Annotated in this window: 12 protein-coding genes and 2 pseudogenes; 8 read left to right on the top strand and 6 right to left on the bottom strand. The window is 61.5% G+C overall.

Features of this window, described 5'->3' with window-relative positions:
* Window positions 1–114: 114 nt before the first annotated feature.
* Window positions 115–462, bottom strand: a complete 348-nt coding sequence (locus tag LOY50_RS12555; protein WP_003201101.1) for a carboxymuconolactone decarboxylase family protein — start codon at window positions 460–462, stop codon at window positions 115–117.
* A 110-nt stretch (window positions 463–572) separates the two neighbouring features.
* Here LOY50_RS12555 and LOY50_RS12550 point away from each other — a divergent pair, with 110 nt between their 5' ends.
* The gene (locus LOY50_RS12550) at window positions 573–1,478 is read left to right on the top strand and encodes an AraC family transcriptional regulator (protein WP_253474028.1); all 906 of its coding nucleotides are present in this window, start codon (window positions 573–575) and stop codon (window positions 1,476–1,478) included.
* Here LOY50_RS12550 and LOY50_RS12545 read toward each other — a convergent pair.
* From LOY50_RS12545 to LOY50_RS12535, 4 genes and pseudogenes are all read right to left on the bottom strand, one after another.
* Complete coding sequence (locus LOY50_RS12545; RefSeq protein WP_258691013.1) at window positions 1,475–3,529, bottom strand: FAD-binding oxidoreductase; 2,055 nt, start codon at window positions 3,527–3,529, stop codon at window positions 1,475–1,477. The two genes, LOY50_RS12550 and LOY50_RS12545, sit on opposite strands and share 4 nt — an antisense overlap.
* Before the next feature lie 289 nt (window positions 3,530–3,818).
* Window positions 3,819–4,292 (bottom strand): annotated as a pseudogene (locus LOY50_RS29140) (methyl-accepting chemotaxis protein); the annotation flags it as partial.
* 114 nt (window positions 4,293–4,406) lie between these two features.
* Window positions 4,407–5,084 (bottom strand): annotated as a pseudogene (locus tag LOY50_RS29135) (PAS domain-containing protein); the annotation flags it as partial.
* Window positions 5,085–5,258: 174 nt separating this feature from the next.
* Window positions 5,259–6,164, bottom strand: coding sequence for a transcriptional regulator GcvA (locus tag LOY50_RS12535; protein WP_253478508.1), 906 nt, complete (start codon window positions 6,162–6,164; stop codon window positions 5,259–5,261).
* A gap of 112 nt (window positions 6,165–6,276) precedes the next feature.
* On the opposite strand from LOY50_RS12535, the gene gstA reads away from it, so the two are divergent.
* Window positions 6,277–6,876: a glutathione transferase GstA gene (gene gstA, locus LOY50_RS12530; protein WP_258691011.1), complete on the top strand. Its 600-nt coding sequence runs from the start codon at window positions 6,277–6,279 to the stop codon at window positions 6,874–6,876.
* 768 nt (window positions 6,877–7,644) lie between these two features.
* On the opposite strand, the gene LOY50_RS12525 is transcribed toward gstA, so the two are convergent.
* Entirely contained in the window at window positions 7,645–8,592 is a 948-nt protein-coding gene (locus LOY50_RS12525) for an ABC transporter substrate-binding protein (RefSeq protein ID WP_258691010.1), read from the bottom strand.
* A 303-nt stretch (window positions 8,593–8,895) separates the two neighbouring features.
* Here LOY50_RS12525 and LOY50_RS12520 point away from each other — a divergent pair, with 303 nt between their 5' ends.
* The 6 genes from LOY50_RS12520 (at window position 8,896) to LOY50_RS12495 (ending at window position 12,760) form a co-directional block, all read left to right on the top strand.
* The gene (locus LOY50_RS12520) at window positions 8,896–9,888 is read left to right on the top strand and encodes an aliphatic sulfonate ABC transporter substrate-binding protein (protein WP_258691009.1); all 993 of its coding nucleotides are present in this window, start codon (window positions 8,896–8,898) and stop codon (window positions 9,886–9,888) included.
* Between the two features lie 63 nt (window positions 9,889–9,951).
* Window positions 9,952–10,797 carry an ABC transporter permease gene (locus LOY50_RS12515; RefSeq protein ID WP_258691008.1) on the top strand — a complete coding sequence of 282 codons (846 nt, stop codon included), beginning with the start codon at window positions 9,952–9,954 and terminating at the stop codon, window positions 10,795–10,797.
* A gap of 3 nt (window positions 10,798–10,800) precedes the next feature.
* The gene (locus LOY50_RS12510; protein ID WP_018605145.1) at window positions 10,801–11,514 is read left to right on the top strand and encodes an ABC transporter ATP-binding protein; all 714 of its coding nucleotides are present in this window, start codon (window positions 10,801–10,803) and stop codon (window positions 11,512–11,514) included.
* 121 nt (window positions 11,515–11,635) lie between these two features.
* The gene (locus tag LOY50_RS12505) at window positions 11,636–11,797 is read left to right on the top strand and encodes a hypothetical protein (protein ID WP_258691007.1); all 162 of its coding nucleotides are present in this window, start codon (window positions 11,636–11,638) and stop codon (window positions 11,795–11,797) included.
* 47 nt (window positions 11,798–11,844) lie between these two features.
* On the top strand, window positions 11,845–12,441 hold the full coding sequence (locus LOY50_RS12500) for a helix-turn-helix domain-containing protein (RefSeq protein ID WP_162493997.1): 597 nt from the start codon (window positions 11,845–11,847) through the stop codon (window positions 12,439–12,441).
* A gap of 178 nt (window positions 12,442–12,619) precedes the next feature.
* Window positions 12,620–12,760, top strand: coding sequence for a hypothetical protein (locus LOY50_RS12495; RefSeq protein WP_258691303.1), 141 nt, complete (start codon window positions 12,620–12,622; stop codon window positions 12,758–12,760).
* Window positions 12,761–12,822: the final 62 nt, after the last annotated feature.

Raw genomic sequence — 12,822 nt, 5'->3', positions numbered from 1 at the left:
AGCGCTTTGGTTACTTTCGACTGGGCCGGCTTCCGGGCTTTTCGAAAGTGACCCGCTGCAAGAGCGGAACCGCCAGCCGCCATTACCGCAGCAACGGATATGCCCCCATACAAATCACACCGGCGCTTTCAGCATGTCATACGCCTCAAGCGACCGCAGCGAGTAGATATAGGCCGCCCCCGCATTCAACGAAATCGCAGTTGCCAGGGCCGCCGCGACCTCCTCGCGACTCGCGCCGGCCTTGATCGCCGCGTCCGTGTGGGCGGCGATGCAACCGTCGCAGCGGGTGGTGACGGCGATGGCGATCGAGATCAGCTCGCGGGTCTTGGCATCGAGTACATTGTTTTCACTGGCAGCCTCCCCTAGCGCCATATAGGCCTTGACCATTTTCGGGTTGCTGCGGCCCAGCGCGCCAAAGGCTTTCTGAATGGTGGGCAACAATTCGGACCAGTTATTGAACATGGCATTAACTCCTGAGTGGGTTGGGTGTACTGTTTTGACGCCCTCAGTTTTTCACCCTGGCGCCACTCGAGTTTGCTCAATGCGCTCAGGTTTTTTGGCGAAACGCTCAAATGAATGCGATCGATAAACTCATCAGCCTGGCCAACGTGCGCGGCAGCCTGGACCTGCGCTGTCAGTTCCAGGGTGACTGGGCCCTGGATCACGGACAGCAAGCCCTGGGCACAGCGCCCTATCACATCGTGCTGGCCGGCGAATGCCGCGTCGAGCTTGCCGATGGGCAGCGCTTGCCCATGCGTGCCGGTGACATCCTGCTGTTGCCGCGCGGTGCCCCTCACGTCATGCACAGCCCTGGCAAAACGGTAACGCCGATCTCACCCCGGGTCGTGACCGGGGGCACCTTGCCGATTCATCGCATTGGCGGCGCCAGCGCGGAGCTGGACATGCTTTGTGGGGGCTTTCACTTCAACCGGGCTTCGTTGCTGTTCGGTGCCTTGCCCGAATACCTGGTGATTCCCAGCGGCGCATTACCGGCCAATGGACCGTTGCCGGCGCTGGTGGAAGTCATGCGCGCAGAAGCGGATGGGGACAAGGTCGGCGCGCGCTTCTTGCTTGATGCCCTGTCACAGGCGCTGTTCACCCTGATTCTGCGTGCGCATCTGGCCAGCCAGGGGCAGGACAGCGGCTCGCTGGCCCTGCTCGGCGATAAACGTCTGGGTCGGGCCTGGCAGGCCATGTTGGCTGACCCTGCCCACGACTGGACCATTCAAGGCCTGGCGGACATCGCGAGCATGTCCCGGGCCAATTTCATGCGCGCATTCGTCAAGGTGGCCGGCGTCTCGCCGTGGGTGCTGTTGACGCAAGTACGCATGGAGTTGGCCTTCAGCCTGCTCAGCCACTCGCACCTGGGGCTGAGCGATATCGCCGTGCAGGTCGGCTACCAATCCCAGGCTGCGTTCAGCAAGAAATTCAAGGAAATCTACGGTGAGGCGCCAGGACGGGTGCGTCGAGGGATCTAGACCTCAAGCACCAACGGCTCGCTCCCCTGGGCCGGTACGGCGCAACAGATCAGCACCTCACCGTCGCCAACCGGTTCGGCCGGCTGGCTCAGGTAATGCACCTGGCCGCGGCTCAAGCGGGTTTTGCAGGTGCCGCAGGAACCGCCGCGGCAACTGAATTCCGGGTTAAGGCCGCGCGCTTCGGCCAGCTCCAGCAGCGTCCCACTGCCCGGTTCCCAACGTGCCTCCTTGCCAGAGCTGGCGAACAAGACCTTCACCGCTTCACTCGCAGCCGGCACTTGCACGGGCGCCGGCATGCTCACTTCCAAATCCCGCACAAGCGTCGAGGGCCCGAAGGTCTCCGCGTGGATACGATCGTCAGGGATGCGCAGTTTGCGCAACCCGTCGTACAGCGCCTGGGTAAAGCTGCCCGGCCCGCACAAATAGAAGTCGTAGTCGTTGAGCGGCAGCAGCTTCTTGAGCAGTTCCACATCGATCCTGCCGGCCAGGTCATAGCCCTCAGCGCCCCCTCCATCAGTGGGCGGCTGGCTGACCATGCGCAGAACCTGCAGCTTGTCGCCGGCACGGGCGGCCAGTTCGTCGATCTCGTCACGGAAAGCCAGGTCGGCCACCGAACGAGCGCTTTGCACCAGCCAGACCGGGCGCATGCGGCTGATGCGTTGGCCCTGGTAAACCACCTCGCGCAACATCGACAACAGCGGCGTGATGCCTACCCCCGCTGCCAGCAAGACCAACGGACGCCGCTCGGTGGCCTGGACGGTGAAATGGCCCTGGGGCGCCCGCGCCTCAATCTCGTGCAGCGCCTGCACCTGATCATGCAGGTGGGACGACACCGAGCCATCGCGCTTGACGCTGATACGCAGGAAATCATCCGACGGCGCACTGGATACGCTGTAGGTGCGGATCGATGGCGCGTTCTGCCCTTCCAACAAGATCCGCACCGGCAAATGTTGCCCCGCTTCAAACCGGGGCAAACCCAAGCCATCGCTCGCCTGCAAGTAGAACGAACGAATGTTGTGGCTCTCATCCACCACCCGCGCGACCCGCAATGCACGCCAGCGGCTACGCAGCGCCTCGGCCTGCAAGCGCTCGGCGGCCTGCTCCCAACTGCCGGTCATCATTGAATTGGGCGAGTCGCCTTCGTCCTGGTCTTTCCAGCGCAGCGCAATGGCCGCCGGGCGATACACGATGCGTTGCGGGGTAAAGCGCAACAGCCGCTCGGCCCCCTGGAACGCGCTGATCTCGGGGTCGTCCAACAGCACTTGCGCCGAGCCGCTCATTTGCAGCAGATCGCCCGTCTGGAAATCGACGAACACCAGCCCGGCCCGTGGATTGAGCAGGATGTTGCCCAGTGTGTTGAAAAACAGGTTGCCGGAAAAGTCCGGGATGGTCAGCGATCCGTCTTCATCCATGCGCACAAACCCCGGCTTGCCGCCACGGTGGGAAGCATCGACCTGCCGCTCGCCATCACGTACTACGTAGGTGGCGATATAGAACGAATCGGCCGCCGTCACCAGGCGCCGCACCAGTGGGTCGGACACGGTCAGTTGACGCGACGCAACGACCTGCGCGTCAACAAAGTGATACTGGCGCAGGTTGATGTAGCGAGGGCAGTTGCCATACGCCTGGCTCACTGAAATCTCGAGCCCCGGGTCGAGCTGACGACGTACGACACCGTTCATGCGGTTGCGTCTGCGGGTGTGCAACTCGATCCCCAGCATCCCGATGGCATCGCCCTCGCCCATGCCCGCCTGGGCCGGGTCGTTCGGCTCAGGCTCGAGGTTAATGTGCAGGGTCTGCGGATCGGGCGAGTTCATGAAGCCCGGTTGCCCCGCGCGCAGGGTCGCCCAGACATTGCCTTGCCGATCCACCGCCCCCAGCACCACGAAAGGCAGTTGGGCGTAGAACTCCCGATGCTGGTCCGGCATCCAGGTACGCGCCAGTTGCCGTTGACCGACACCGGTCATCATGTCGACTGCCCCGACGGAGCGCTGCAAGGCCAGCTCTCCTTCGTGCCAGGGCGAGTTTTTTGCTTGCAAGGCTTCGTCCATCAGCTACTCCTCGCGCTCGCAGCCTGAACGCCTGCGCCAGTGCGCTACGGTTGGGGATTCTCCGCCATCGTTTGCACGGTTGTGCAAGTGGCTGGGGGTTATCTTCTGCCCAAAGCGGCGGCGCTGGAATACGCACAAACTGCAATCCACCGTTTCATAAAATGGAACGGTGGATGCACGAGGAATGGCCCGAACGGAGGTCAGGTCCTGACGCTGGCAAAGTTCTTGGTCAGCTCGAGCAAGGGCGCCCGCAACTCCGGCGGTCGCAAGGGCGAGGACTCAACTCACCTCAACCCACCCAGCCGATAGCCGTCTTGGGAATCACCTCGGACTCGTCGAGCTTGGACGCAAACATGCTCACCGCATCGAGGGCATCCGTGGTCCCGTTCCTGATTTGCACGATGACCGAGCCGGCCTGGTCTGCCAGGGTGACGCCGCGCAATGCGCCTTCATGGGTCACGTTCATGCTGGCGACGGCATCGCGGGTCTCGGAGAGAATCATGCCGATCATTTCGGCAATCTCCGAGGTGGAGCGACTGGTGCGCCCGGCCAGTTGCCGGACCTCGTCGGCCACCACCGCGAATCCCCTCCCCTGGTCTCCGGCCCGCGCGGCCTCGATGGCCGCGTTGAGGGCCAACAGGTTGGTCTGGTCGGCAATGCCGCGAATGGTGTTGACGATGGCCGTGATCTCTTCCGAACGCGCCCCCAACTGCCCAACCAGACGCGCGGAAGAGCCAATGTTGTCGGCGATCTCGCGCATCTCCTTGGCAGTCTGGTGGATCACCTGGGCGCCCTGTTCGGCCACTCGCTCGGTCTCGGCGGAGATATGGTACGCACGGGAAGCGCCACGCGAATCCTCTTCGAATTTCTCCACCCGTTCAGTGATGTCACTGGCGAACTTCACGATCTTGCACAACTTGCCTTCGGCGTCGTAGACCGGGTTGTAGCTGGCTTCCAGCCAGACGACTTTGCCGTTTTTGCCGAGGCGCTTGAACTGGCCGCTGAAAAACTCGCCGGCGTTGAGACGCCGCCAGAAATCACTGTACTGCGAACTACCTACCAGGCTCGGTTCGCAAAACATCCGGTGATGCTTGCCCTTGAGCTCTGCCAGCGAGTAATTCATGACATTCATGAAGTTGTCGTTGGCAGTCAGGATGTTGCCGCCCAAGTCGAACTCGATCACCGCCATGGCACGATCAAGTGCCGCCAGCCGACCACGAGTTTCTGCCTCGGCGGCAACCTTGGCGGTGACATCGAGTGCGTACTTGACCACCTTCACGACGCGGCCTTGCTCGTCCACTACCGGGTTATAGCTGGCTTCCAGCCACACGTTCTGCCCTTGCGCGCTGCGGCGCTGAAACGTGCCGGAAACGAATTGACCGGCGCGCAACTGGTTCCAGAATTCACGGTACTCGGCGCTGCCCACCAGCGCAGGCGTGCAGAAATCCCGATGGGACAGACCGGCCAATTGATCCGCACGGTAGCCCATCGTGGCGAGGAAATTCTCGTTCGCCCGAAGGACCTTGCCGTCGGGGCTGAACTCGATGACAGCCATCGACCGCTCCAGGGAGCCGACCAGTCCTTTGTATGTTGCCAATTCGGCCGTCCTAGCCGTCAGTTCATTTTTTAGTGTTTTATTAAACATGACGTACCCTCGATGAACCCTGAAAGTAAGCGGACCTTCTGTTCATATCGGCTCGCTGGCTGGGGGCTGAACGGTACGCTGTAATTATGTTTTGGCGCCAAAACCCATTGAATCCATCAACCAGGTTCTAAAAGCCTGCACTTTTGGAGCGTCGGCTGTTTCATGCGGGCTGACGAAATAAAAGCCGAGATCAGACTTCAATCGCAGATCAAAGGGGGCAACCAATCGCCCGGCCTTCAGGTCATCCTCGACAAAGGTGGAACGCCCGATACAGACACCCAGACCGTCAACCGCAGCCTGAACGGCCATCATGGCAAGGTCGAATGTCAACCGGCTGCCTTCGGCCAGTTCTTTCGGTTGGCCGGCGGCACTCAACCAGGCACTCCAGTCGTTGTGAGTCACTCCACTGACCTGCAATAAGGTGTGCCGGGCCAGATCGCCCGGATTCCCCAGGGCTTTCGGACCTTGCAGCAGCCTGGGGCTGCACACCGGAAAGATCTCATCGGCCATCAGCCAGTCGGCCCGCAACCCCTTCCAGTCCCCGGAACCGTAACGAATGGCCGCATCGACGCCGCCCTTACGAAAATCCACCCGTTCGGTGGATGCCGTAACGCGTACGTCAATGTTGGGAAACGCCTGCTGGAATGACGCCAGTCGCGGCAACAACCATTTGGAGGCAAATGAAACCAGGGTACTGATCGTCAGGACGCTGTTGTTGCGGCTCTCCAGCAACGTCTCGGTGCAATAGCGCAACTCATGGAACGCCGCACGAACGCCTGGAAAATAGGCATGGCCTTCGTCTGTCAGGGCCAGGCCGTCCTTGAGCCGCAAGAACAGGCGCACGCCCAGTTCCTCTTCGAGCCGGCGAATTTGATGGCTGATGGCTGTTTGAGTGACGTTCAGCTCTTGCGCAGCCTTGGTAAAACTCATGTGCCGAGCGGCCGACTCGAATGCTTTAAGGCCATTTAAGGAAGGGATTCTTGTGGCCATTGGGTTTCGCTTGATCATGAGATTTTGTCATACGCTAGCACTGAAGATGTCCTTTGAAAATGTTCCGGCCCTCGCGGATTCTGGCGGCACGTCCCCCGACCTTGAGGAAACCATGAAACTGTACTTCGCCCCCATGACCTGCTCATTGTCCCCGCACATCGTGTTGCGGGAACTGGGCTTGCCCTTTGAATTGATTCGGGTCGACAACCAGACCAAGCGAACTGCCGATGGGCTCGATTTCCTGACCATCAACCCCAAGGGCTACGTGGCAGCCTTGGTGCTGGATAACGGTGATGTCCTGACCGAGGGACCCGCCATCGTCCAGTACCTGGCCGACCTGGTCCCCGCAAACACGCTGGCGCCGGCCAACGGCACCTGGGAGCGGGTTCGCCTGCAGGAATGGTTGAACTTCATTGCCTCCGAGATTCATAGCGGATGTGCGCCGCTGTTCAACGCCGATATTGCAGAGCCGACCAAGGCCATCTTCAGGGCAAAGCTGTTCAGGCGCCTGGATTACCTCAGCCAGGCCCTTGAACAACAGGATTACCTGATGGGCACCTTTGGCCTGGCCGACGGCTATTTGTTTACCGTCCTGAACTGGCTGCCGTTATTCAATATCCAGATCGAGGACTGGCCGACGCTGGCGGCGTTCATGGCGCGAATCGCCGCACGCCCTAGCGTCCGGGCGGCCATGGCTGCGGAGGCGGCGTAGCCATCGGCGGCACATTCAACCCTGGTGCAACCTGACCTGTCGCTATCGCGAGCAAGCTCGCTCCCACAGGGATTCGGGGTGTAGCTCGAATTTCATGATCACCCCGGAAAACTGTGGGAGCTGAGCTTGCTCGCGATGGCGGCGGCACATTCAACATCCTTGCAAGCTGACCCTCCGCTATCGCGAGCAAGCTCGCTCCCACAAAGGATTCGGGGTGTAGCTCGAATTTCATGATCACCCCGGAAAACTGTGGGAGCTGAGCTTGCTCGCGATGGCGGCGGCACATTCAACATCCTTGCAAGCTGACCCTCCGCTATCGCGAGCAGGCTCGCTCCCACCGGGATTCGGGGTGGAGCTCGAATTTCATGATCACCCCGGAAAACTGTGGGAGCTGAGCTTGCTCGCGATGGCGGCGGCACATTCAACATCCTTGCAAGCTGACCCTCCGCTATCGCGAGCAAGCTCGCTCCCACAAAGGATTCGGGGTGGAGCTCGAATTTCATGATCACCCCGGAAAACTGTGGGAGCTGAGCTTGCTCGCGATGGCGGCGGCACATTCAACATCCTTGCAAGCTGACCCTCCGCTATCGCGAGCAGGCTCGCTCCCACCGGGATTCGGGGTGGAGCTCGAATTTCATGATCACCCCGGAAAACTGTGGGAGCTGAGCTTGCTCGCGATGGCGGCGGCACATTCAACATCCTTGCAAGCTGACCCTCCGCTATCGCGAGCAGGCTCGCTCCCACAAAGGCCTGCGGCCGGGGCTCGGTTTATTCGCTCAAGGCCTGGTTGAAGGACGTGTCGATAATCCCCGCAGTGGCCAGCGGTGCCGGCAGCGCCTTGACCTTGAACAGGAAGTCCGCCGTGCTTTGCAGGTCGGCGGCAGCCTGTTGGTCCACCGGGCCGACACTCATGTGTGCCTGGCGCAACCAATGACGCGAGACGTTCTGGTCGAGATTGGCCTTTTTCGCCCACAGGTCCGCGTACTGGTCGGTGTGGTTGTCGACCCAGGCGCGGGCTTGTTTCACACGCCCGAGGAAATCGGCGATGGCTTCACGCTTACTGTCGATGGCCGGCGTCGAAGCGGCAATGGCGCTGAGGCCGGGCATGAGGTTTTTCGCCGTCAGGATCGGCCGGGCGCCGGAGAACAGGATCTGTTGCGAGATGTAGGGCTCCCACACCGGAAACGCATCGATGCTGCCCTGGGGCAAGGCCGCCGCCGCGTCGATCGGCATCAGCTTGATGAATGCCACATGGTTCTCTGGCAAACCGGCCTGCTCCAGGGCGCGCAAAGTCAGTTGCTGGCTCCAGGCACCGGGCCAATAGGCGACTTTCTTGCCCTTGAGGTCGGCGATGGTCTTGACCGGTGAATCCTTGGGCACCAGCAGCGCGATAGTGTCCGGGTTCTGCCGCGAGACACCGATCAGTTTCACCGGCGCCTGTTTGGCAGCCAGGAACAGAAAACCCGAATCGCCGAGAAAACCCAGGTCCAGATCGCCGGTACTCAGCGCCTCGGCCAAGGGCGCTGCGGCCTGGAAGTGTTTCCAGTCGACTTGGTAAGGTGCGCCCTCAAGCACACCCGAAGCCTCCACCGACGCCCGTACGTTGTAATAGTTCTGGTCACCGACGTGCAGTACCAAGGGCTCGCTGGCCTGGGCCAAAGGTGCGGTGAACAATGTGCTGAGGAACAGACGGCGCAGGGATCGGGCGAACTTCATGAAGACATTCCTGAGTGAATTTCATAGAACATAACGCTCTTGGAATTCACATTAGAAATTCTTTTAAAGCATAAGCTCATAGTCACAGGCAGCCAATGTCCAGGGTGCAACAGTGCCGCAACAGACTGTTGGCTGGGCAACATCGCCTTGAAGCCTTTACCCCATGGCGCCCCCCGAAAAACGCCCTTTCGCCGGCTATGGCACAGAGCCTGCAATATTCCTTTCAGGCGGTATTTTCTTCCGCTGTCCGATCTTTCGGAAATAAGAACATTGCCTTCTCGCCGCCTTGTCTGGAGCTGCTCCATGAAACCCGACGCCCGCTTCTCCCTGGCCCGTGCCAGATACTTGATCAGCGCCTGCGCCCTGGCGCTGGGCCTGCCGTCCCTGGCCCTGGCCGCAGAAAGCCCTCCGGCCGAAGTGCACCTGGACTACGCCTATTACTCACCGGTCAGCCTGGTGCTCAAGCACTTCGGTTATCTGGAAAAAGCCCTGCCCCAGACCAAGGTCAGCTGGGTCCTGAGCCAGGGCAGCAACCGTTCCCTGGAATACCTCAACAGTGGCGGCGTCGACTTCGCTTCATCTGCCAGCCTCGCCGCGGTGCTGAGCCGGGCCAACGGCAGCCCGATCAAGTCGGTGTATGTCTACAGCCGCGCCGAATGGACCGCCCTGGTGGTGCGCAAGGATTCGCCGTACCAGACGATCGCCGACCTCAAGGGCAAGAAAATCGCCGCCACCAAAGGCACCGATCCTTATCTGTTCACCCTGCGCAGCCTGCAACAGGCCGGGCTGAAAAAAGACGACGTGGAGCTGGTGCACCTGCAGCACCCGGACGGACGCACCGCCCTGGAAAAAGGCGACGTCGATGCCTGGGCCGGTCTTGACCCGCATATGGCCGCCAGCGAAGTGCAGGCCGGATCGCGCCTGCTGTATCGCAACCCGGCCTTCAACAGCTACGGCGTGGTCAGCGTCACGGAGAAATATGCCCAGGAGCATCCGCAGACGATCAACACCGTGCTCGCGGCCTACGAACAGGCCCGGGCGTGGTCGGTGGAGCATCCGCAAGAACTGGCTAAATTATTGGCCGACGAATCCGGACTGCCGCTGGAAGTGGCCAAGCTGCAACTGTCGCGCACCGACCTGGGCAGCCCGCAGTTGAGCGCCAAGGATGTGCTGGCTTCCAAGGCTGCCGCGCCGATCCTGGTCTCCGAAGAGTTGGTACGTCGCGGGGTGAATGTCGACCAGGTGATCGATCAATTGCTCGACACCGGCCGCCAGCAGGCCGTGGCCCGCCAATAACCCCTAGCCCAGGCGACAACCAATCCGCGCCTGGCGCGGATTCGGCGTTGCCGGAGAACCGCCATGAGCAGCAACAGCAAAGACCTCTCCAGCCCGCGCCTGGCGCTGTCCACACCAGGCAAAGCGCCGCTGTTCAATCCCGACCATTGGCGGCTGCGCCTCAAGGGATTGGCCCTGCCGGTGCTGATCATCGTGTTCCTGGAGATCATCGTGCGCATCGGTTGGCTGCCCGCCTACCAGATGCCGGCCCCCAGCGAGATCGCCCTGACCCTCGGCGACCTGGCCGAAGGTGCGCTGTGGAAACACATCAGCGCCAGCCTCTTGCGAGTGTTGTTGGGCTTTGTCATTGGCGCTGGCCTGGCCTTGGTCTTCGCCGCCTGGGTGGGCTTGAGCCGGGAAGCCGAAGCCTATCTGGAGCCGACCTTCGCCGGCCTGCGCTCGATCCCCAGCCTGGCCTGGGTGCCATTGCTCCTGCTGTGGCTGGGCATCGACGAAACCTCGAAAGTGGTACTGATCGCCATCGGCGCGTTCTTTCCCGTTTACCTCAATGGCGTGGCGGCGATTCGCAACATCGACCGCAAACTGGTGGAGGTCGGCCACATGTACGGCTTCAGCCGCCGCCGTCTGGTGCGGCGAATTCTCCTGCCGGCCGCCCTGCCCGGCCTGTTCACCGGCTTGCGCAGCGGCATGAGCCTGGCCTGGATGTTCCTGGTGGCAGCCGAACTGATCGCCGCGACCAAAGGCCTGGGCTACCTGCTCAGCGATGGTCGCGAAACCTCGCGCCCAGACATTGTGCTGGCCGCGATCATCGTGCTCGCCCTGCTGGGCAAGCTCAGCGACGGCCTGCTTGCCGGCCTGGAGAAACGCTTCCTGGCCTGGCGCGACACCTTTAACGGCACCGAGGAGTGAGCCATGACCCAAGCCCTGCTGGAGATCCACGTCGAGCGCAAGACCTTCGCCGCCACCACCGTACTCAATCACATCCACCTGCAATTGCAGCCACGGGAAACCGTGAGCCTGTTGGGCCCCAGCGGCTGCGGCAAAAGTACCTTGCTACGCATCGTCGCCGGCCTGGAAAAGGACTTTGAAGGGCAACTGCTCAGCCACACCGAACAATTGGCCTTTGTGTTCCAGGAACCGCGGTTGATGCCCTGGCTGACGGTGCAGCAGAACATAGGCTTCAGCGATGACGACCATTACGACCAGGCCTGGGTCGCGCAGTTGATCGAGGAAGTCGGCCTCACGGGTTTTGCCGATGCCTTGCCCAAGGCGTTGTCCGGCGGCATGGCGCAACGGGTGGCGATTGCCCGCGGCCTGTACTCGCGACCACAGGTGCTGTTGCTGGACGAGCCCTTCAGCGCCGTGGATGCCTTCACCCGGATGAAACTGCAGGACCTGTTGCTGCAACTGGCCGAGCGGCACGCCATCGCCCTGTTGCTGGTGACACATGATGTCGACGAGGCGCTGTACCTGAGCGACCGGGTGTTGGTGATGGATAACCGCCCCAGCCGCATTCGCCAAGAATTAGCGGTGCAACTGGACCACCCGCGTGACCGGCGCGACCCGTTGCTGGCCCGACTCAAGGCGCTGGCCCTGACCGAATTGCACCGCGCCCACGTGATTTGATCAGGCGTCTCGCTAAGAACACAAAAGAATTAATAAATAAACAATTAGTATTTATGGTTATAAACATAACCACGTACTCTCAGCTCATCCCGTCCCATTGGTCACGACAGTGAAGTGCCTTATGAAACCGACTGACAACGTTATCGACTTCGTCCAATTCCGCAAACGCAAGCAGGCCCAGCAACTGGCCCGGGCCATGTGGGAAATGTACGCGCGTAATGCCGGTTACCAGGCGCTCCAGTGGATCCAGGCGTCCCAGCCGACCAGGACGTACCAGGCGTGAGCGCCCAGGAACCCTCGCGCTTTTTGGCGAGTACCGATGAACCCGAAGTGGACCTCAATCACCTGGAAGCCTTGGATGAGGATCCTATCTGCGAACGGGTTGCGCAGAACCTGCAACGCCTGCGCGGCAAGCGACACCTGTCCCTCGACGCCCTCGCCCGCCAGTGCGGGGTAAGCCGGGCCATGCTGGCGCAGATCGAATCCGGACGCAGCGTGCCGTCGATCAAGGTGCTGTGCAAAATCGCCAAGGGCTTGAAGGTGTCGGTGGCCGCGTTTCTGGAACACCGGGCTTTCGAAGGGGTGGCCGTGCTGTCGGCCAGCCAGAGCAAACGCCTGGTCAGCGCCAATGGTGCGTTCGTCAGCCGCGCCTTGTTTCCGTTCGATGTGGCACGCCAGTCGGAATTCTACGAGCTGCGCCTGAGCCCCTTGGGCGAGGACCAGTCCGAAGGGCACGGGCCCGGCGTCCAGGAAAACCTGGTGGTGTCCCAAGGTGTGCTGGAGATCAGCGTCAACGACGAGCGCTACCTGCTCTCCACGGGCGATTCGATTCTGTTCTATGCCGACCAGCCTCACCGCTATCGCAACCCGGCCGACAGTGAAGCGGTGGCGTATCTGGTGGTTACCTATCCGGAACGCCTGGACTGAAAGGCAGGGTGGTGTGTATATCCGTTGCTGCGGTAACGGCCACTGACGGTTCCGCTCTTACAGCGGGTCACTTTTGGAAGAGCCGGGAGCCGGACCAGCCAAAAGTAACCAAAAGCGCTTTGCCCCACCACTCGGTGCCTCGCTTAGGCTCGGCATGCCTGAACGAAGGTATTGCTCCGTGGGCCGCCGCGAAGGGCCATCCATGGCCCAGCGCGGCTACCTCGGCATCCATGCCGAGGTGCCCACTGCGCAACACCTTCGTTCAGCCATCGTGGTTAACGGGGCGCCCCAGATCAACGTCCACCGCGAGGCGGCCTGATAGCCGACCTGGCTCTGGGTGACCGCGTTCCTCCTGTGGGAGCGGGCTTGCTCGCGAAGGCG

It is taken from the genome of Pseudomonas sp. B21-010 (assembly GCF_024749325.1).
In the GTDB taxonomy this organism is placed as follows: domain Bacteria; phylum Pseudomonadota; class Gammaproteobacteria; order Pseudomonadales; family Pseudomonadaceae; genus Aquipseudomonas; species Aquipseudomonas kilonensis.
The sequence above is the reverse complement of the archived record's forward strand: the minus strand, read 5'-3'. Positions and strand labels throughout refer to the sequence as shown.

Bases quoted from the DNA above. Each gene is read 5' to 3' on its own strand.
- LOY50_RS12545 (WP_258691013.1), bottom strand. From the start codon at position 3,529: ATGGACGAAGCCTTGCAAGCAAAAAACTCGCCCTGGCACGAAGGAGAG.
- LOY50_RS12520 (WP_258691009.1), top strand. From the start codon at position 8,896: ATGAAACCCGACGCCCGCTTCTCCCTGGCCCGTGCCAGATACTTGATC.
- LOY50_RS12555 (WP_003201101.1), bottom strand. From the start codon at position 462: ATGTTCAATAACTGGTCCGAATTGTTGCCCACCATTCAGAAAGCCTTT.
- LOY50_RS12510 (WP_018605145.1), top strand. From the start codon at position 10,801: ATGACCCAAGCCCTGCTGGAGATCCACGTCGAGCGCAAGACCTTCGCC.
- LOY50_RS12515 (WP_258691008.1), top strand. From the start codon at position 9,952: ATGAGCAGCAACAGCAAAGACCTCTCCAGCCCGCGCCTGGCGCTGTCC.
- LOY50_RS12525 (WP_258691010.1), bottom strand. From the start codon at position 8,592: ATGAAGTTCGCCCGATCCCTGCGCCGTCTGTTCCTCAGCACATTGTTC.
- LOY50_RS12550 (WP_253474028.1), top strand. From the start codon at position 573: ATGAATGCGATCGATAAACTCATCAGCCTGGCCAACGTGCGCGGCAGC.
- gstA (WP_258691011.1), top strand. From the start codon at position 6,277: ATGAAACTGTACTTCGCCCCCATGACCTGCTCATTGTCCCCGCACATC.
- LOY50_RS12535 (WP_253478508.1), bottom strand. From the start codon at position 6,164: ATGGCCACAAGAATCCCTTCCTTAAATGGCCTTAAAGCATTCGAGTCG.
- LOY50_RS12505 (WP_258691007.1), top strand. From the start codon at position 11,636: ATGAAACCGACTGACAACGTTATCGACTTCGTCCAATTCCGCAAACGC.